We start from the raw sequence: 17,979 nt of genomic DNA, 5'->3' as shown, positions 1-17,979 counted from the left end.
GAGCGGGGCGGGCTTCGACACAAGGAGACGACGCAGGATCGTCTGGCACAGCGAGCAGGAGAAGGTTGGGGACCGACCCGCTCGCTGCTGACTGTACCCAGCTCGCCGGATGTAGACGGAGGGCGCCGCCCTCTGATCCGCGGCGACGCCCTCCTGCCGTACGACACGATCGAGGCTACGCGGCGCGTCGGTCGGGACGGCGAACCTGGCCATATCTCGGAGCAGTGTTTGTTGTTGTGGGCAGGTTCGATTGGCTCGACGTCTGAACCGGCACTTGGTCCTACGATTTTCGCCTCCGCGCAGCTCCTCTAGCTCGATCTCGACGTCGTTGAACTAACGTGGCCAGGAGTCGTGAATTGTGGTCAGGTTCTCGCCGTGTCTCAGCGCCGAGACGCACAGAGGGTTGTCCGTCCAGCCGCACGGCGACGATCCCGGCCATGAGCATGACTGTGCCTGTCGAGGCGGCCCGTGTGTGCCGTGTCTGCGGCGAGACGAAGCCGCTGGACCAATTCCCCACCAGCCGTCGGTCGGCCGGTGGTCGTGAGCGGCGGTGCGGAGCGTGCAATGCGCCTACGGGAGAGCGCACCGGCCAAGAGCGCCGGCCGCGATCGACAAGCGGTGCTCGTGGTGCGGCGAGACGAAGGCGATCGAGGAGTTCACCGCCAGCCGAGGCTACGTGCGCTCCGAATGCAAACCGTGCACCGCAGCGTGGGCACGCGACCGATACCGCGTCGAGCAGCGCCGGGATCGGCTCGCCGAGCGGGGCGTGTCGCCCGACGATCTGCTGCTCGTGGAGTAGCGGCGAGCCATAGCCGGCCGCGGCTACAGCAGGCCGCCGATCGTGCCCAGCACAAGTCCGATGAGGACGAGCACGAGTCCGATCCCTTGGCGCTGGAGCGAGGGTCGGAGAATGGCTTTCCGCCTCATCTCTTCTCGAGCGCGCTCGGCCTGGAGTTCGGCCTTCATGCGTGCGTCATCCCGTTGGGACTGTTCCGTGATCTCGCGCATGGTTCGGTCGACGGCGGTGTTGAGGTCTCGACCCCACTGCATCTCGTCCTCAATGCTCACTCGACGGCGCACATGCTCTCGCGCTGGCACGCTGTAACCGGCCGGGCTGGCACCGAACCCGGCCCGGTTTGCGTGTCCGTCGCGGTGTTCCAAGCGCCTTCTCGCCCAGGGCAGGGCAACCCCGAACTCATGGCTACGGATCAGCGCAAGTTCGTAGAACGCGATGCCGATGCCGGTCGCCTCGCACAGTCCCCCGGCGACGACCAGGATGGTCGCGGGATCGGCCATCGCGCCGCCTACTCGTCCTGCTGTGCTTCCAGTTCGGCGACAGCCATGCGCAGAAGGCGGAGGGCGGTGTCGTCCTCTGTGGCGCACAGCATGCGGGCAGCTTCCACGGCGAAGATCGTCGCGGGCCGCGTCTCGAAGTTGCAGGTCCCGATGTAGAACCTGCCGTTGTCCTCCTCGTCGTCCCAGCGCTGCATGTAGTCGGTTGCCTCGGCTTCGAGGTCGAGTTCTTCCTCTGGGACGGTGATGTTGCCGAGACCGTCGCTCGGCGCCATTGGCCGGTAGTGCGCCTCGCTGGCCAGCCGCCCGTACGTGGCGATGATCTGCTGGATGGTGTCCTGTCGCGGCATGTCTCTCCTCCTCGGGGGAAGGCATCCTGAAGGGCGCCGCCGCCCAGCGTCAAGCGAGAAACGTGCCGGGCATGGCGCGCTGCTGTCTCACGCCCAATCGCCGCTGACGGTCAGCCCTGGCCGACTGGCGTCAGATGCACCGGGCCGAACGCCGAGTCCATCTCGTTCGCCAGCGCCCGGCCGTGGAGGCTCGCCAGCCCGAGGCGTGCGCGGGCGACCGGGCCGATGCCGACCTGCTCGCAGAGGCGGAGGAAGACGATCGTCGCCTCACGCTCGATCTTCACGGCCGGGTGCTCCTTGATTTGGCCAGCAGCACCGAGGGCGAAGTGCCCATCTTCGGTCACTACACGCTGAGCCTGGCGGGCTCGGGCGTACTGGGTGCAGAGCAGCTCCAACACGACCTTGTCGATCCGGTCGACCATCCCGATGCTCGCGAGCTGCGGGACGACTTCCCGCCAGAACTCCTGCGCGTCCTTCGGCAGGTGCTCGGGCGGGTCGACCAGCTCCTCGGGCATCGGACGACCCGACACCAGCATCACCGGCTGGGTGCGTCTGCCGACGTTGCCCTCGCGGAGCTTGACCTCAACGCTCTTCGGGCGGCGACCTCTCATCACGACCAGTCTCGCAGCTTCACAGGCGTTTTCGCTGTATTTCGCAGCGCCGTGAGGCGAGGTGGGGGTGAATGGGAGAGGTCCGCCGGCTGGGGGTGATGGGGGTGGGTCTACTCGGACAGCGATGGGATCAGTTCGTCAAGCAGCGCACCCTGGGCGTCCTCGATCGCGCCGAGCGTGTCGTTCATGTTCAGGAAGTCGGAGTACTCGTAGTCCCAGCGTTCCTGGTCGAGCCGTGCCCGTGCTTCTGCGAGCTTGAGCCATGCGTCGTCGGTCATGTGCCGGGCGAGCAGCGCCAGGTCTTCGGCGCGGATCCTGAGTGGCAGCTCTTCGGCGTGTCGTTCTGCACGGTTGCCGGGGTCTCCCGCTTCGGTTCTCATGAGCTCAAGCAGCAGCGCGCTACGCCGGAGTTCTTCGCTGAGCACCTTCGCCGCGCCGAGTGCCATCCGTCGTTCGCCTCGGGCTTCTTCTTCGCGGCGCGCCTCGTGCAGTGCTCTCTCTTCCGCTGCCTGTCTGCTCTGGAGCGCGGTGAGCGTGTTCCGGTTCATGCGGCCGGCAACGAGAACACCGATCAGCCCGCCCGCGAACGTCAGCACGGGGAGCAGCACGTCGCGGACCTCGATCGCGGAGTAGACGGGCGGCAGCATGCGCGGAGCGTATGGGGAGATGCAAGCGGGTGGGGCAGGGCGGCTTGCTGGACGGAGCGGGGTCGGGCCGGAACTGCGATCCCGCATGCGGCGGTTGGCGTAGGCTCGCGCCTCCTACGACCGGAGGAGCTGCCATGGGCACGGGACCAACCGTCGCGGAATACATCGCGGAGATGGAGAAGGACGCAGGGAAGCTGTTGGCCACGGTTGAAGAGGCCGCGAGACACCTGGCTGCTGGGGACGAGCAGTGGGCGTGCAACGCGATCTCGTTGGCTGCGAAGGACCTCAGTCGGGTTGCTGATGAGCGCGACAACCTCATGGAGAGATTCGCTGCGCGTGGCGTCTCGCCGGGCTTGTAGACGTCGGCATGCGATCGGTCGGGCGCTACCTGGTTCGGCTTGGGCGACCTCTTTCCCTCGCGGGCGACGTCCAGACGGTCGTGCAGTGGGTCGTCGCTGCGATCGCGTTGATCGCAAGCCCGACGATTCTCGGTGTCGCGGTCGGGCCTGCGTGGGCGCTTGCGGGCGTGCTTGGTGTGCTGCTCGTGTTGTCGGTGCTGGCCGGGCTGGCTCTGCAACGGGAGAGCGACCATCGTGGCGTGGCGAGCGTGGTCGAGGCCGAGCTGGTGGCGGCATGGGAAGAGCTGAACGTTGCGACGTCGCGGCCCGGCGTGTTCGCGTGGCAGCGGGGCATAGCCGAGATGGAGGATTGGACCAGACGGACGGCTGAGTACATTCGGCTCGCGTTGGGGCCGGCGGCGGCGGGCAGATTCACGAACCCGAACGCATGGTTCAGCAGCCCGAGAGACGCCCGCGAGAGCGTTGCGAACATGCTGCTGGCACTCGCAGGAAGCGTCGATGAGCGGGAGATCCGGGCTGGAGTGGGAGAGCTTGCGAGAGCCGCAGCGATCCGGCGCGACAACGCCTTGCGCAGACTGGTGGAAGCCGAACGGCCACAGGACAGATGGTGGGGATGAGATCTCCCCGCTAGGGATGCCGCGTCAGTCGATCGCGGCGAGGAGCTGTGCCGGCGGGACGCCGAGTGCCCCGGTGTTCTTTGAGGAGCGTGCCGGCGGTCAGTGCATGCGCTCGCCGTCGTTGAGAAGCTCGACCATGTAGCGGACGGCGAATCCGAAGATCCAGGTGCGGAGCAGGTCTTCGCTGTTGACGTGCTCCCAGCTGCGGCGGTCGCCTGACTCATCGATGATCGTGGCGGCCAGGACGCACCGCTGGGCAGCGAGTGTGCGGATAGCGCCCCCGAGACCAGGAACGCGCCACAGGAACGCCGCTGAGTCGTCAGGGTCGGCGTCGAGGGTTTCGGCGGATGCGATTTGAGCTGCCGCTTCGGTGATCGTGAGGTCCATGCCGGGGCCGCCAAACTCAGGATCTTCGGCCCATTCTTGGAAGACGTGCAGGAAGTCGAGATCGGCTTCGCGTGCGCTGTTGTAGCCCTCGAACTCAAGCATGCGGACGTTGAAGCCCATACGCGCGATCGTCTGGCCCACGAGAAGGGCATCGGGCTGCACGTCGTCGGGGTCGCGCCCTTGAACGTTGAGCACCCCGAGCAGGCCGATTTGCAGAATGCTCAGGACTTCGTCGGGAGGTGGCGCGAGTTCTTCGAACATTGCGGCAGCCTTGTCCGCGATCTCGTGCGCGATTCGCTGTGCCTCGTCATGGGGGATGACGACGAAATCCTCCCCGAGGTCGGGCGAAGTCGTTGCCAACTTCTCGGCATCGGCGTCGTCATAGGGCGCTTCCTTGAACGGGTAGTCGACATTCTCGAACGGGTCAAGCGTCCCAGCACCAATCTCAGCTACCGCTTGGTCGACGGACAGACCGGCCTCACGGAGGTTGCGCCCGAGGACGGGTTCGCTGAAGTTCTGCCGCGCGAAGGCCATGAAGCCGGCCGTTTGCTCCTGGAGCACCGGTCCGGGATTGACACCGGCATGCACTGCCTCGGCAAGATCGGCGCACATCAGAAGGCCGTCGTGGACGAACGCCTCACTGTTGGGCGACTTCATGCCACGCTCTACGAGCCGTTCTACGACAGCCACGTCGGCACGGATGATCGCTCCGCGCTTGTTGACGGCGCGCATGCCGAACTTGACCTTCCGGCCACATCCACAGAAACACTGAGCCACGAGAACGTCCTCCTTGTCGCACCCGGTACGCGAAGCGTCGTGAGTCTCTCACGGTCAGCCGCCTCTCTGGGCAGTTCAGCGATCAGATCTGGTCGGCTAGACCGCGCGAGGTAGCGAGCCGGGGGTGCTGCGCTCTTGCGGCTATCGGCCGGGACCCCCGGACACCGTCGCGAGAGCCACAGAACCGCCGCATACGCCGTCAAGTCGGGTGTCCGAGTAGGTGCGTGGGTCTGGATGGCGAGAGGGCCGGAGATCGCCTGGGATCGTTCGGGGCATTCAGTCCTCGCCGAGCGTCCACGGTGGGCGGTAGCCGCGACCAGCGGGTGACGGCCTGCGGATCGCTCTGGCCCGCTTCGCGCGGTTGCAGCGCTTGTGGGTGAGCTGGACGTTCGCGGGGTCGTACGGCCTGCCGCCGTTCACGACCTCCACGACGTGATCGGCTTCGATGTCGCGCTCGTGGAGGATGCGCTTGCCGCAGATCCCGCAGACGTGGGGACGGGTGGCGATCAGGTGTCTGCGCAGCTTCCGCCAGCGCTGCGTCTCGGTGACCCTCTGTGAGGGCGTACGGCGGTTGCGTTCGTGCTCGGCCTCGTGCCCGGCGCACCGGGAGCCGCCCGGCTCCGCGTACTCGGGGCAGCCGCGACCGTCCGGCAACCGCTCGATACAGGGGCGGGCGGTCATCGGCGCTGGTGCTACCTCAGCCGTGCGAAGCGATCATCGGCCCGCCGGTGAACCGCGGTCTTCTCGGCGTCTTCGGCCACGGCTGCTTCGCGTGGTCGAGCAGCTCACCGATCACGCTGACCGTAGTGCGCTCGCCGGCTTGGGTCTTGAACACGTCGAGAGCGTGGTAGCGGCCACCGCGAGCGAAGTTCCACACACTGCGAGCGTGGTCGAGGCGGTTGTTGACCTCAGCCAGCATCTTGATCGCCGAGATCCGTTCAGCTTCCAGGCGTCGAACGTCGTCAGTCGCCTGCGCGAACCACTCCTCCTGACCTTGGTCGAGCACGGGCTGAAGGTCGGCTAGACGACGCTGCTCGATCACCGTGTACGCCTCGGCGGTCCGTCTCGCCTGCTCGATCTTCGCCCGGTGGGCGTCAGCGTGCTTGGTGCCGGGATCTCTTCTACCGGCAGCGATGGCGTCTGCGAGCGCCTCCTTGTCGGCCTGCTCGGCGTTCGGGAGCTGATGCTCCAGCTCGGTCACGTCCTGGCGTGCGGCGCGGGCCTCAGCTCGCGCCTTCAAGTAGCCGCCCACGGCGTCAGCGATCAGCGGATGCGAGATCACCTCGGGCGGCGGCCCCTGGTAGGGACCGGACGACATCGGCGAGTCCAGGTCGATCGGCTTCAGCTCAGACATCACGCCACCCGCCCGATCTTCCGACGCAACAGTTGCTCGAACTGTGCGAACTCGTCCGGCGGCTCGGGCGCCTGAGCGCCTGCCGGCCAGATCGGCTGCCGGGTCGTGCTGCGCTGTTGCTGGCGAGCGGCGCTCTCGCGCACCTTCTCGCATGCCTCCTCGACAGCGACATCGACAGCGGCCTCGGCTGCCGCGATCCGCACTCGATCACCGGACTGTCGGGCCGCTTGCAGATCAGCGAGAAGAGCCACGCCGCCGCTGGGCTGGGCCGGTGGCTCAGCCGTGAACGAGATGCGACCTCTTCGGGCCTTCTGCCGGATCAGGTCGGCGAAGGCGACGGACGCCGCGTTCACCGCCTCAGGGCGTTCTTGCTGCTGCATCGTGCTGCCTCTCCTTGTCGTCGGCGCGTTCCGTGACGATCGCTTGGAGAACGTTACGCCGCACAGCGGAAGGAACCGGGTCGTTATACAGATGATATGACGCTCACTGTCTCGGCGCCGAGACTGCGCGCAAATTCAGAACAGCGCGCCGCTGAGCGAGAGCATCAGCGATTGCCTGTCGAGGCCGATCGCCTCGGGCACGACCTGGCTGGTTCTCGCCGCCCACCAGTCAGCGAAGTAGCTGCGGTGGCAGTCGGCCGGGTTCTCCTCCCAGCACAGCAGCGCGAGCGGGTGCTTGCCGTACTCGCGGTAGAGCGTCTCGAAGCGCTGTTGGATCTTCTCGACGCCGTGGCGCTCCAAGCGGGCGACGTAGCGCTCGCGCCACTCGTCCGCCGTCAGTTCCTTCGCCTTGGCGCTGACGAGTCCCCACGGCGTGATCTCCGAGCACCGCATCGCATTGGCCCACCGGACGCCGCGAGGCAGTCCAACACTTGCAGCGACTGGCGTGTAGGCCGGGCGTTGGTTGCTTCCCCTCGCGTCTGCGAGGACCGCCCGCCAGTAGCTCGTGACGAGCGGGACGGTCATGACTTCGCGGCCTCGAACGCTCTCGCGAGCGTCCTGCTGGTCGATCTCGCCAGCCATGCGCCGTCGCCGTACTTCGCGGCCGTGTAGCCGACGAGCAGGCCGTGCTTCACGACCGTGTTGCCGAGCCGCTTCATCACCGTCTCGTCGTACTCGTTGAGGCCGGTGTCGGCCGCGTCCTTCGCGACCTTCTCGATCAGTGCCGCGAGTCTGATCCGCTGGCCGTCGTTGAGGACCTTCGCGATCTCGGGCGTCGCTCTTGCCGCCGCCCGCTCACGGGCCTTGGTCGCTCTGTCATCTACCTTCGACTGCACGCTCATCGTTGCCTCCTGTGGATGGTTGAAATAGACCATCAGTATGGCTGGCTACACGACACACGCACATGAATTCAGCGGAGCTGAGAATTGGCGCGAGCGACCTTCCGAGGGTGCCCGAGCAGACTGACCGGCCGACACGGCCGCAGCCGCCAACCGGCGTCTCATGAGGCGGCTAGCGCTCGTGGATGAACAGCGATGCGATCAGCGCCACGCCCAGGCTGAACGGTCACGGTCTCGATCACGGCACTGATCAGGTCGCGCTGCTCGTCACGGGTGAGGTCGTCCCAGTCGGCGACGGTGATGGTCAGTGCGGCCTGGGTGTCGGCCATCCGCTCGTATTCGTCGCGCGCTGCGTCGCGGTTGGCTCTCAGCTCCGCGAGTCGTGCGACCGCTGCCGGTTCGTCGCCGAGCGCGGAGAACGCGCGGATGGCGGCGTCCAGCTCTTCCTGGGTGCGATCGAGCCGTGCAGACGCAGCAAGCATCCCTTGGTCTGCGGAGGCTCTGCCGTTCAGGTCGGCGAGCAACAGCTTCACGTGATCGACCACGGTGCCTTCGACCAACTCTGCGCTGATCGTCACCCGCCGGGTGCAGTCCCCGACTGGCGGGCAGCGGTAGAGCGGGTACTGGCGGTTGTTGGCACTTCCGACAACCATGCGAGCGCCACAGGTGCCGCAGCGCAGGACGCCGAGTCGAGCAAGCAGGCGGTCCGATCTCGGCCGCCGGCCTCGCGGGACTCTCGCGCGTTGGGCCTTCTCCCAGAGCGCCCGGTCCTCGATCAGTGCTGGCACGCTGCCACGGTAGTCGCCGAAGACGACTTCACCGATCAGCAGCCGTGACGAGATCAACGACTGCACGCCGTGATACGACCGTTCGATCCCCTGGCTGCGAAGGTGCCCGCGGATGCTGGCGATCGTCTCCTTCCGAGCGCGCATCGCAACGGCTTCGCGCACGACGTCGGCGAGGTCGTGATCGATCTCGACGCGCTCCTTGACGCGGATGAGACCGGGGATCAGCGGGAACGGTGGCCGACCCTCCTCGACGGCGCGCCGCTGGGCGCCTCTCGTCCGCTCGGCGGTGGTGCGGCGCACGTACTCGCTGACCATCCCGAGCATAGTGGCCGAGAGCCACTTGGCGGCCGTCTCGCCGCTGATCTCGCCTACATCGGCAGCGAGTACTCTGCCGCCGGCTGCCTCGATTCGTTCGAGCACTTCGGCTTGGACTCTGAGCGATCGCACCAGCCGGTCGAAGTAGGCGACGACGATCACTTCCGCCCTGCCCGCCTCGACTGCCTCGATGGCGGTGCGGAGTCCCTCGCGCTTGGAGAGCGGGTCGCCGCCGGAGGTGTTCAGCTCGGGCTGGACGTTGAGGTCGAGGAGGTCGAGTCTCTCTCGTTCGCAGAGCCGCTCGATCCGGTCGCGCTGTTCGGCGGGCGAGAGAAGTCGATCGCCTCTGTCGTCTCTGGCGCCTCTGCCGTCGCGTCCCGCGACGCGCGATACGCGGACGACTCCGAGCGCGCGTCGTTGTCTGGCGGCAGCCATACTGCGGCGGAACCTCCCAGGCTGAATGGAGCGAACGATGATCGAGACGGGCCAGCAGGCACCTGACTTCGAGCTGCCGGATCAGAACGGAGATCCGGTGCGTCTGTCGGGTCTGCAGGGTAAGACCATTGTACTGTATTTTTACCCCAAAGTGGACACGCCCGGCTGCACGACGCAGGCGTGCGGCGTGCGCGACCACCTGCCCAACTACGCCGAGGCCGGCGCCGTCGTGATCGGCGTCTCGCCCGACCCCTACGCCAAGGTGAAGAGATTCGCCGACAAGTTCGCGCTCGACTTCACCCTCCTCGGCGACGAGGACCACGCCGTCTGCGAGGCCTACGGCGTCTGGGCCGAGAAGAGCATGTACGGCAAGAGATTCTGGGGCGCCCAGCGCGCGACCTTCGTGATCGACGGCGAGGGCACCGTCGTCCACGTGATCCCGAGAGTCTCGCCGAGAACGCACGACGACGAGGTGCTGAAGGTCCTGGAGCAGCTGAGCGCGGCGGCGTAGCTCAGATCGGCCGCGCGTCGAGCAGCGCCGGGACGCGGGTGCGTTCGGCGAGCCAGCGCTCGGCGTGCGGGTCGATCCAGCCAGCGATGAGGAGCATGTCGTCGCATCGCGTGGCGATGTCTTGCTTGAGCAAGCAGTCGTGGTGCGCGATGCGGTTGCGGAAGCGTTGGAGCAGACGCATGCGCTGGGTCAGATCTCTTCGGACGACGGAGCCGTGAGGAAAGGCGTGGCGAAGCTGGTGACGCCACAGCTCTTCGTAGGTCTTGCTGAAGAGGCCGGCCCAGAAGCCGAACGAGACGCCGGCGACGACGCGGCCGCGTGTGACCGCTTTGCCTCTGTCGAGGCGCTCGACGGCGACGATCACCTGCTTCACACCGTCGGGCTGGAGGATTCCGAAGTCCATCAGCCATGTGTCGCGGATCGGGTCCTGCGGCTGGCCGTCGCCGAGCACGGCGTCGATCGCGTTGCGGACGAGAACCTCGAAGTGGTGGACCATCCCGAAGCACGCCGCCGCCAAGTCCGCGTGCCAGTCGTACAGCTCAAGCGCCCGTTCGTGGTCGCCGGCGGCCTCATCCAAGAACGGTTGGAAACGGGCTGACGAAAGCCAACTCTGAGCTTGGTTGGGCACCACGATCGCGCTACCCTACTTCGTGACGCCCCGGTCCCGCCTAGGACTCCTGCAAGGGAGTTATGCGGCCGGGGCTTTGCATTTCCGCAAGCGCCGCCGCGTCTGCCGCTGGAGCGGCTGGTGGCCGCGCGCCGCAAGCACAGAACGGCGGCCGACGGGGCGCGGTCGCCGGTGCGCTGACACGCGGAGCGGGGGAGCGCCACGATCCGGGCGCGGGTCGTCCGCGTGGGCGAGGATCCCAGCGGTGGAGGGAGCTGGGCCGAAGTCGACCGGGGAGTGGAGCGGGATCGAGCGCGGCGGGCGCGAGCCGGAGCGGGGGAGCGCACGGATCGTCGCCGCGCTGTCGCGGATAGCGAGCGCGGTCGCGCGGCAGGTTCCGCCGCCGAGGCTGTTCGCCCAGGTGGCGCAGGAGGTCGCGCACGTCCACGGCGTCGAAGGCGCCGCCGTCTTCCGCTTCGACGGGGAGCGGGAGGTGCGCGTCGTCGGGATGTGGAACGAGCATCCGGTCGCGCTGTTTCACACGGGGGAGGCGGTCCCCGACAGAGACGCCTTCGCGGAGCTGAGACGGACGCGCGGACCGGTCGCGGGGCACGTCGACGGCGACCCGCGGACGAGCTCGCTGTGGGACCTCGGCCGGCGCTCCTGGCTGCAGGTCCCGATCCACGTCGAGGGACGGCTTTGGGGCGCGCTCGGGCTCTCGAGCAGCAGGCTCGACGCGTTCGACGACGTCGCGACCTCGCGTCATGTCGAGTTCGCCGAGCTGCTCAGCGTCGCGATCGGCAACGCCGACGCCCACGACCGCCTCGCGCGGCTGGCGGCGACCGACCCGGTCACCGGCCTCGCCAACCACCGCGTCTTCCACGCGACCCTGCGCGAGCAGGCGGCCGAGGCGGCGCGGCACGGCCGCACGCTGTCGGTCGCGGTGCTCGACCTCGACCGCTTCCGCGACGTCAACGACCTCCACGGCCATCTCACCGGCGACGCGATCCTCGCCCAGGTCGGGCGTCGGATCGAGGCGGCCGTCGAGCCGGGGCGTCTGCTCGCGCGCATCGGCGGCGACGAGTTCGCGCTCGTGCTGCCGGGGCTGACCCGGCACGAGGCGCGCGCCGAGGTCGAGCGCGCCTGCGCCGCGGTGGCGCGCGCCCCGTTCGGCGAGGCCGGCTGCGAGCTGACCGCCTCCGCCGGGCTCGCCGACCTCGACGCGGCCGGCCACGGCGAGCTGCTGTTCGCGTGCGCCGACGGCGCGCTCTACTGGGCCAAGCTCAACGGCCGCGACCTCGTCTGCACCTTCGACGCCTCGATCGTCAGCGAGCTGTCGCCGACCGACCGCGCCGAGACGCTGCTGCGCCGGCAGACGCTCGCCGGCATCACCGCGCTCGCGCGCGCGATCGACGCGAAGGACCCGAGCACGCGGCAGCACTCCGAGCGGGTCGCCGACCTGTCCGAGCAGCTCGGCCGCGCCTGCGGCTGGTCGGAGCGGCGGATCCGCGCGCTGCGCGAGGCGGCGCTCGTCCACGACGTCGGCAAGATCGGCGTCCCCGACGCGATCCTGCTGAACGGCGACCGTCTCACGCCCGAGCAGCAGGCCGTCGTCCGACGCCATGCCGCGCTCGGCGCCGACATCCTGCAGGACGTGCTCACCGACGAGCAGGTCGCGTGGGTCCGCGCCCATCACGAGCGCCCCGACGGCGACGGCTACCCCGACGGTCTGCGGGCGCACGAGATCCCGCTCGGCGCGGCGCTGCTGAGCGTCGCCGACGCGATCGACGTGATGACGGTCGGCCGGGTGTACTCCGCGCCGATCCCGCTGGCGGAGGCGATCGCGCGCGTCGAGCGGCTCGTCGGCGAGCAGTTCATGGCGGCGCCGGCGATCGCGCTGCGCACGCTCCACCGCGCCGGCGCGCTGGAGGAGTGGGACCGCGTCCCGGGGGACGACGCCGGCAGCGCGTGAGGTCGGGCCCGCGCGCGACGCGCGGGCCGCTTCAGCGCCGGCGGCCGCGTGCGGTCAGCGCCGCTTCTTGCGCTTCTTGCGGGCGCTCGCCGGGACCGGGCGGGCGCCCGCGTCGGCCTCGGCGTCGTCGCCGGCGCCGACCGGCTCCGGCTCCCGCTCGCCGCCGCCGCGGCGCGCCTCCGCGGCGCGCACGCGCTGCTCGCGCAGCTCGGCCGACGACGGCCACGGCACCGCCTCGCCGAGCTGCCACGCCGGCGGCTCTCTCGGGCCGCGCACGTTCCACAGCAGCAGCCCGATCATCGCCAGCCAGTAGGCCTGCACGATCGGCAGCGGCAGCACCGCCAGCACGAACAGCACCGCGCTGATGACGCCGAGGTAGCCGAGGAAGCGCGTCAGCAGCCCGACTCTCATCGCGTTGAGGCTGACGAGCACGAACGCGAACGCGAACGCCAGCTGCGCCGCTATCCCGAAGAAGACGTACGGGCCGTAGTTGGAGGCGTCGCGCAGCTCCTCCCACGTCTGGGTGCCCTCGGTCGCCCAATGCTCGAGCCGCAGCGAGGTGATCGCCTGGATCACGCCGGTGAAGAGCGCGAGGCCGATGCCGCCGACGAGCAGCAGGATCCGCACGTACGGCTGGATCGACGTGTCGCGGGCGCGCGCGCCGCGCAGCAGGAAGTCGAGCACGAAGGTGATCCCGAGCAGGCCGAGCACCGACAGGGCGGCGCTGAGCAGGATCGCGCCGCGGTTGTCGGCCTGGACCAGGGCGCGCGTCAGCGCGTTGTCGGTCGGGTCGGTGCCGATGATGGCGCGCGCCACCAGCGGGGCGGCGAGCGTCAGGACCGCGGCGAGGACCGCGACGATGGCCACGCGCCGGCGGTCTCGCGTCTCCGCCTCGACAAGCTCGTTCGTGACCATGGGCCGCACATGCTATCCGGGCGCTCCGCGACGCGCGGCGTGCCCCTCGCCGGTGGCGCGCGCCCGGGCGCCGACGCCCGCCGGAGCTCCCCGATCCCGCTCGCGCGGGCCTCGACGGCGGGTAGACTCGCGCGATGGCGGACGGGGCGATCGCTGTCTACGGCGCGACCGGCTACACGGGCGCGCTCGTCGCCCGCGAGCTGCGGCGCCGCGGCCTCGACGCGATCGTCGCCGGGCGCGATCCCGACAAGCTCGCCCGCCTCGCCGAGCAGCTCGGCGGCGACATGCCGACGCGCGCGGTCGAGCTCGACGACCGCGACGGCCTGCGCCACCTGCTCGGCGACTGCGCGGTCGTGATCGACTGCGCCGGGCCGTTCGCCCGGATCGGCGAGCCGATCCTGCGCGCCGCGGTCGAGACCGGCACCCACTACGTCGACACGACCGGCGAGCAGTCCTACATCCAGTTCGCGCACGCGCGCTACGGCGACGCCGCCCGCGCCGCCGAGGTCGCGGTCGTCCCGGCGATGGGCTTCGACTACGTCCCCGGGGACCTGATCGCCCATCTCGCCGCGCAGGGCCTGGAGCCGCTGGGCGAGCTGACGATCGCCTACGCGACGCGCGGCGTGCGGCCGACGCGCGGGACGACGCGGACGGCGCTCGGCCAGGCCGCCGACGGCGGCGAGGTGTGGCGGGACGGCGGCTGGCACAGGGCGCCGCTGCGGGTCCCGCGGGCCACCTTCCCGTTCCCGCCGCCGTTCGGCCGCCAGCCGGTGATGCCATTTCCGTCGGGCGAGGTGGCGATGGTCCCGCGCCACGTCGAGACCCGGACGCTGACGACGCTGATGACGGTCGAGACGCTCGCCGGCAGCCGCCGCGCCGCGCCGCTGGTCCCGCTGCTGGCGCCGGCCGTCACGCTCGCGCTGCGCACGCCGCTGGGACGGCTCGTCGACGCCGTCGTCGACCGGCTCCCGGAGGGACCGCCCGAGGAGCGGCGGCGCGCCGCCCGCTTCGCCGTCGTCGCCGTCGCCCGCGGCGAGGACGGCCGCGTCCGCGGCGGAACGGTCACCGGCAGCGACGTCTACGGCCTGACGGCGGCGACCGTCGTCGAGGGCGCCGTCCGCCTGCGCGCCGGCGACCACGCGGCCGTCGGCGTGCTGAGCCCGGCGAGCGCCTTCGACGCCGCCGGCTTCCTCGACGCCCTCGCCCCGGCCGGCGTCGGCTGGGCGCTCGACCCGCTGCCGGCCTGAGGCCCGAAGGCGAGCTGCGTACGTCCGTACCCCGCAGAGGGGTACGGACGTACGCAGCTCGCGGCGGCGCCGGGCTCAGGCGCCGAGCAGCTCGCGCAGCGCCGGCAGCGGGTCGCCGGCGCCGGCGCCCTCGACGGCCTCGCCATGCAGCCGCCGTCCGTCGCCGAGCAGCCCGGCGAGCGCGTCGGAGGTCTCCAGCAGGTGGGGCGGGGTCGCGCTGCCGGTGACGACGAAGACCGGCACGGCGACCGCGCGCAGCTCCCGCCGCGAGACCGGCCAGCTCGACAGGCCGCCGAAGTCGGCGAAGAAGGCGCGGTGGGCCGCTCTCACGCCGGCGTCGGCGTCCGGTCGCCACGCCTCGACGGCGTCGGCCGGGCCGCCGTCGCGCAGCGCCGCCTCCAGCAGCTCGCGCTGCGTCGAGAGGACCGCCGCGGCGCTGTCGGAGAGCTGGTTGAGCGGCGGCGCGACGAGCACCGCGCCGGCGAGCAGGCCGGGCAGCCGCACGAGCAGGTCGAGCACGACCAGCGCGCCGAAGCCGTCGCCGACCGCGATCGCGTCGCCGCCGGCCGCGTCGAGCGCGCCCAGCAGCGCGACCGCGTCCTGCGCCTGCTCCTGGACGGTCGTGCCCTCGTACGGCTCGGGCGCTCCGCTGTCGCCGTAGCCGCGGCGGTCGTAGGCGATCGCACGCGCCCCGAGCGCGTGCGCCGCGGCGGCGAGCGGGGCGAGCGAGCGGCGGTCGGCGGCGAGGTCGTGGACCAGCAGGACCGGCCGACCGGCGCCGCGCTGCTCGATCGCCAGCTCGACTCCCGCGCCCTCGATCCGCTCCGGCTCGCTCATGCCCGGGAGCCTAGTCCGTCGCCCGCCCGCCGGGCCGGCACCTCGCGGGGAGTAGCATCTTGCGAATGGAAGGATTCGGAGGACTTTTCGGCGATCCGGACGAGCTTCAGCGCCGCATGGCGGAGTTCGCGGACCAGATGCAGGGCGCCCAGAGACTCGCCTGGGCCGACAACGCGATCAAGCTGGCCGTCGACCTGACGGTCGCGGCGATCAACCGCGTCAACATCCAGGGCACCACCGAGGAGCAGGCGAACCAGATCCGCAGCGTGATGGCGGTCGTCTTCCCCGAGGCGGTCACGCTCGTGCGCGAAGCGCGCTCGGGCCTGCAGTAGCCGGCGCGAGCGCGGCCCGGCACCGGAGCGACCGCGCGGCTCGCGCCGCGCGGCGCGAGCCGGTGTCCGCGTGCCGTCGCTCCCCGATCGCCGGCGCCTGCGGCAGGCGCTCCAGCGCGGCCTCCATGTCGGCGGCGGAGAGCTCGGGGTCCTCCAGCTCTGTCACTCCGGGATCGTTGGCAGTCGGGCGATCCCAACCCGGTCGCGCCGAGCCGACGCGGCGTTTCAGCCAGCGGAAATGCCTTGCCGTGCCCATAGGGGTACAAATGTCGGCGGGCACGCCGGACACGAGAGGAGCGAGATGGCAGACACCGCAACAGGAGGCTCGGGCACGTCGCTCGAGCAGCAGCTCGACCAGATGCTCGAGATCGAGCGCTTCGAGCCCTCGCCGGCGTTCAAGCGCGATGCGCTGCTGAGCGACCCGGCGATCTACGAGCAGGCGGCCGCCGACCCGCAGGCGTGGTGGTCCAGACAGGCCGAGTCGCTCGACTGGTTCGAGCGCTGGGAGACCGTCCTCGACGACTCCGATCCGCCGTTCTACAAGTGGTTCACGGGCGGGAAGCTGAACGTCTCGCACAACTGCCTCGACCGCCACGTCGAGGCCGGCCGCGGCGACCGCGTCGCCTACCACTGGCACGGCGAGGAGGGCGAGGTCCGCGACGTCACCTACGCCGACCTGCTGCGCGACGTGCAGCGGTTCGCGAACGCGCTGAAGGACCTCGGCGTGCGGCAGGGCGACGTCGTCGGGATCTACCTGCCGATGATCCCCGAGGTCGTCGTCGCGATGCTCGCCTGCGCCCGCATCGGCGCACCGCACAACGTCGTCTTCGGCGGCTTCAGCGCCGAGTCGGTCAAGGAGCGGATGGAGTTCTCCGAGGCGAAGGTGCTCGTCACCGTCGACGGCGCCCGCCGCAAGGGCAAGACCGCGCCGATCAAGGCGACCGTCGACGAGCACATGGGCGACCTGGAGACGCTGAAGACGATCGTCGTCGTCAGACACGCCGGGATCGCCGACGTGCCGATGGCCGACGGCAGGGACGTCTGGTACGACGAGGTCTGCGCCGCCGCGGCGCCCGACTGCCCGGCCGAGCCGCTCGACGCCGAGCATCCGCTGTTCATCCTCTACACGTCGGGCTCGACCGCCTCGCCGAAGGGGATCCTGCACACGACCGGCGGCTATCTGACCGGCGTCGCGGCGACCCACAGATACGTCTTCGACCTGAAGCCGGAGAGCGACGTCTACTGGTGCGCCGCCGACGTCGGCTGGATCACCGGCCACTCCTACATCGTCTACGGCCCGCTCGCCAACGGGGCGACCTCGGTGATGTGGGAGGGCGCGCCCGACTACCCGCACAGAGGGATCTGGTGGGAGGTCGTCGAGAAGACGAGAGCGACGATCCTCTACGCCGCCCCGACCGCGATCCGCACCTTCATCAAGTGGGGCCACGAGCTCCCGGAGAGACACGACCTCTCCTCGCTGCGGCTGCTCGGCTCGGTCGGCGAGCCGATCAACCCGAAGGCGTGGCTCTGGTACCACCAGGTGATCGGCGGCGGCCGCTGCCCGATCGTCGACACGTGGTGGCAGACGGAGACCGGCGCGATCATGATCACGCCGCTGCCCGGGATCACGGAGACGAAGCCCGGCTCGGCGACGACGCCGTTCCCCGGCATACGCGCCGAGGTCGTCAGCGAAGCCGACGGCAGACCGGTCGAGAGCGGTCAGGGGCTGCTGGTGCTGACCCAGCCGTGGCCGTCGATGCTGCGCACGCTCTACAGAGAGCCCGAGCGCTTCGTCGAGACCTACTTCTCCCGCCTCGGCAAGGAGACGTACGTCGTCGGCGATGCCGCCCGCACCGACAGAGACGGCTACTTCTGGATCATCGGGCGGATCGACGACGTCGTGAACGTCTCCGGCCACCGCCTCTCGACCGCGGAGGTCGAGTCGGCGATCGTCGCGCACGAGAAGGTCGCCGAGGCGGCCGTGATCGGGCAGTCCGACGAGCAGACCGGCCAGGCGATCGCCGCCTTCGTCACGCTCCAGGGCGACATCGAGGGCAGCGACGAGCTGGTCGCCGAGATCGGCGGCGTCGTCGCCGAGCGGATCGGCAAGTTCGCCCGCCCGAAGCGGATCATCTGGGCCGACGACCTGCCGAAGACCCGCTCGGGCAAGATCATGCGCCGCCTCCTGCGCGACATCGCCGAGGGCCGCGCCCTGGGCGACGTCACGACCCTGCGCGACCCGAGCGTGATGGCCGCGCTCGAATCGCAGATCCAGGAAGCGCAGTCGCAGGAGAGATAGGGCTTCGCCCTGCGAGTTCCACGTCGGCGCCGAGACGCTCGCGGCGC

The 17,979-nt window shown here is 70.1% G+C and carries 21 protein-coding genes; 7 read left to right on the top strand and 14 right to left on the bottom strand.

The features are described from left to right. Window positions 1–822 precede the first annotated feature (822 nt). From BDZ31_RS13750 to BDZ31_RS13735, 4 genes are all read right to left on the bottom strand, one after another. Window positions 823–1,296, bottom strand: coding sequence for a hypothetical protein (locus tag BDZ31_RS13750; RefSeq protein ID WP_183342900.1), 474 nt, complete (start codon window positions 1,294–1,296; stop codon window positions 823–825). An 8-nt stretch (window positions 1,297–1,304) separates the two neighbouring features. Beyond that, window positions 1,305–1,643, bottom strand: a complete 339-nt coding sequence (locus BDZ31_RS13745) for a hypothetical protein (RefSeq protein ID WP_183342899.1) — start codon at window positions 1,641–1,643, stop codon at window positions 1,305–1,307. 110 nt (window positions 1,644–1,753) lie between these two features. Continuing rightward, complete coding sequence (locus BDZ31_RS13740) at window positions 1,754–2,158, bottom strand: phage terminase small subunit P27 family (RefSeq protein WP_183342898.1); 405 nt, start codon at window positions 2,156–2,158, stop codon at window positions 1,754–1,756. Window positions 2,159–2,364: 206 nt separating this feature from the next. Further along, the gene (locus BDZ31_RS13735; RefSeq protein WP_183342897.1) at window positions 2,365–2,901 is read right to left on the bottom strand and encodes a hypothetical protein; all 537 of its coding nucleotides are present in this window, start codon (window positions 2,899–2,901) and stop codon (window positions 2,365–2,367) included. A 134-nt stretch (window positions 2,902–3,035) separates the two neighbouring features. Here BDZ31_RS13735 and BDZ31_RS13730 point away from each other — a divergent pair, with 134 nt between their 5' ends. Then, window positions 3,036–3,260, top strand: a complete 225-nt coding sequence (locus BDZ31_RS13730; protein ID WP_183342896.1) for a hypothetical protein — start codon at window positions 3,036–3,038, stop codon at window positions 3,258–3,260. An 8-nt stretch (window positions 3,261–3,268) separates the two neighbouring features. Continuing rightward, a complete protein-coding gene (locus BDZ31_RS13725) occupies window positions 3,269–3,877 on the top strand; it encodes a hypothetical protein (RefSeq protein WP_221243053.1) in 609 nt (202 codons plus the stop codon). A 99-nt stretch (window positions 3,878–3,976) separates the two neighbouring features. On the opposite strand, the gene BDZ31_RS13720 is transcribed toward BDZ31_RS13725, so the two are convergent. From BDZ31_RS13720 to BDZ31_RS13690, 7 genes are all read right to left on the bottom strand, one after another. Next, complete coding sequence (locus BDZ31_RS13720) at window positions 3,977–4,996, bottom strand: hypothetical protein (protein ID WP_183342894.1); 1,020 nt, start codon at window positions 4,994–4,996, stop codon at window positions 3,977–3,979. A 321-nt stretch (window positions 4,997–5,317) separates the two neighbouring features. Further along, window positions 5,318–5,722, bottom strand: a complete 405-nt coding sequence (locus BDZ31_RS13715; RefSeq protein WP_183342893.1) for an HNH endonuclease — start codon at window positions 5,720–5,722, stop codon at window positions 5,318–5,320. A 16-nt stretch (window positions 5,723–5,738) separates the two neighbouring features. Then, window positions 5,739–6,395, bottom strand: a complete 657-nt coding sequence (locus tag BDZ31_RS13710; protein ID WP_221243052.1) for a hypothetical protein — start codon at window positions 6,393–6,395, stop codon at window positions 5,739–5,741. Beyond that, complete coding sequence (locus tag BDZ31_RS13705; RefSeq protein ID WP_183342891.1) at window positions 6,395–6,775, bottom strand: hypothetical protein; 381 nt, start codon at window positions 6,773–6,775, stop codon at window positions 6,395–6,397. Before BDZ31_RS13705 ends, BDZ31_RS13710 begins: the two co-directional genes overlap by 1 nt. A gap of 135 nt (window positions 6,776–6,910) precedes the next feature. After that, window positions 6,911–7,228: a DUF488 family protein gene (locus BDZ31_RS13700; protein WP_183342890.1), complete on the bottom strand. Its 318-nt coding sequence runs from the start codon at window positions 7,226–7,228 to the stop codon at window positions 6,911–6,913. Between the two features lie 128 nt (window positions 7,229–7,356). Beyond that, window positions 7,357–7,677 carry a hypothetical protein gene (locus BDZ31_RS13695; protein WP_183342889.1) on the bottom strand — a complete coding sequence of 107 codons (321 nt, stop codon included), beginning with the start codon at window positions 7,675–7,677 and terminating at the stop codon, window positions 7,357–7,359. Window positions 7,678–7,835: 158 nt separating this feature from the next. Then, the gene (locus BDZ31_RS13690; RefSeq protein WP_183342888.1) at window positions 7,836–9,212 is read right to left on the bottom strand and encodes a recombinase family protein; all 1,377 of its coding nucleotides are present in this window, start codon (window positions 9,210–9,212) and stop codon (window positions 7,836–7,838) included. Between the two features lie 25 nt (window positions 9,213–9,237). Here BDZ31_RS13690 and bcp point away from each other — a divergent pair, with 25 nt between their 5' ends. After that, on the top strand, window positions 9,238–9,723 hold the full coding sequence (gene bcp / locus BDZ31_RS13685) for a thioredoxin-dependent thiol peroxidase (protein WP_343075581.1): 486 nt from the start codon (window positions 9,238–9,240) through the stop codon (window positions 9,721–9,723). Between the two features lies 1 nt (window position 9,724). Here bcp and BDZ31_RS13680 read toward each other — a convergent pair whose 3' ends face one another. Continuing rightward, the gene (locus BDZ31_RS13680; RefSeq protein WP_183342886.1) at window positions 9,725–10,354 is read right to left on the bottom strand and encodes a hypothetical protein; all 630 of its coding nucleotides are present in this window, start codon (window positions 10,352–10,354) and stop codon (window positions 9,725–9,727) included. A gap of 241 nt (window positions 10,355–10,595) precedes the next feature. Between BDZ31_RS13680 and BDZ31_RS13675 the strand changes: the two genes are divergently transcribed. Then, a complete protein-coding gene (locus BDZ31_RS13675; protein WP_183342885.1) occupies window positions 10,596–12,302 on the top strand; it encodes a diguanylate cyclase domain-containing protein in 1,707 nt (568 codons plus the stop codon). A 54-nt stretch (window positions 12,303–12,356) separates the two neighbouring features. On the opposite strand, the gene BDZ31_RS13670 is transcribed toward BDZ31_RS13675, so the two are convergent. Then, window positions 12,357–13,169 (bottom strand): hypothetical protein, encoded by an 813-nt coding sequence (locus BDZ31_RS13670; RefSeq protein ID WP_183342884.1) that lies wholly within the window; start codon window positions 13,167–13,169, stop codon window positions 12,357–12,359. A gap of 182 nt (window positions 13,170–13,351) precedes the next feature. Here BDZ31_RS13670 and BDZ31_RS13665 point away from each other — a divergent pair, with 182 nt between their 5' ends. Then, window positions 13,352–14,464, top strand: a complete 1,113-nt coding sequence (locus BDZ31_RS13665) for a saccharopine dehydrogenase family protein (protein ID WP_183342883.1) — start codon at window positions 13,352–13,354, stop codon at window positions 14,462–14,464. 75 nt (window positions 14,465–14,539) lie between these two features. On the opposite strand, the gene BDZ31_RS13660 is transcribed toward BDZ31_RS13665, so the two are convergent. Continuing rightward, entirely contained in the window at window positions 14,540–15,301 is a 762-nt protein-coding gene (locus BDZ31_RS13660; protein ID WP_183342882.1) for an alpha/beta fold hydrolase, read from the bottom strand. 116 nt (window positions 15,302–15,417) lie between these two features. Between BDZ31_RS13660 and BDZ31_RS13655 the strand changes: the two genes are divergently transcribed. Both BDZ31_RS13655 and acs read left to right on the top strand, forming a co-directional pair. Continuing rightward, window positions 15,418–15,633, top strand: coding sequence for a hypothetical protein (locus BDZ31_RS13655; protein ID WP_246345151.1), 216 nt, complete (start codon window positions 15,418–15,420; stop codon window positions 15,631–15,633). Between the two features lie 301 nt (window positions 15,634–15,934). Further along, window positions 15,935–17,932, top strand: a complete 1,998-nt coding sequence (acs, locus tag BDZ31_RS13650; RefSeq protein WP_183342880.1) for an acetate--CoA ligase — start codon at window positions 15,935–15,937, stop codon at window positions 17,930–17,932. The last annotated feature ends 47 nt before the right edge of the window (window positions 17,933–17,979 follow it).

It is taken from the genome of Conexibacter arvalis (assembly GCF_014199525.1).
Classification (GTDB): Bacteria; Actinomycetota; Thermoleophilia; order Solirubrobacterales; family Solirubrobacteraceae; genus Conexibacter; species Conexibacter arvalis.
Note: the sequence above shows the minus strand (reverse complement) of the source record. Positions and strands in the feature narration are given on the sequence as shown.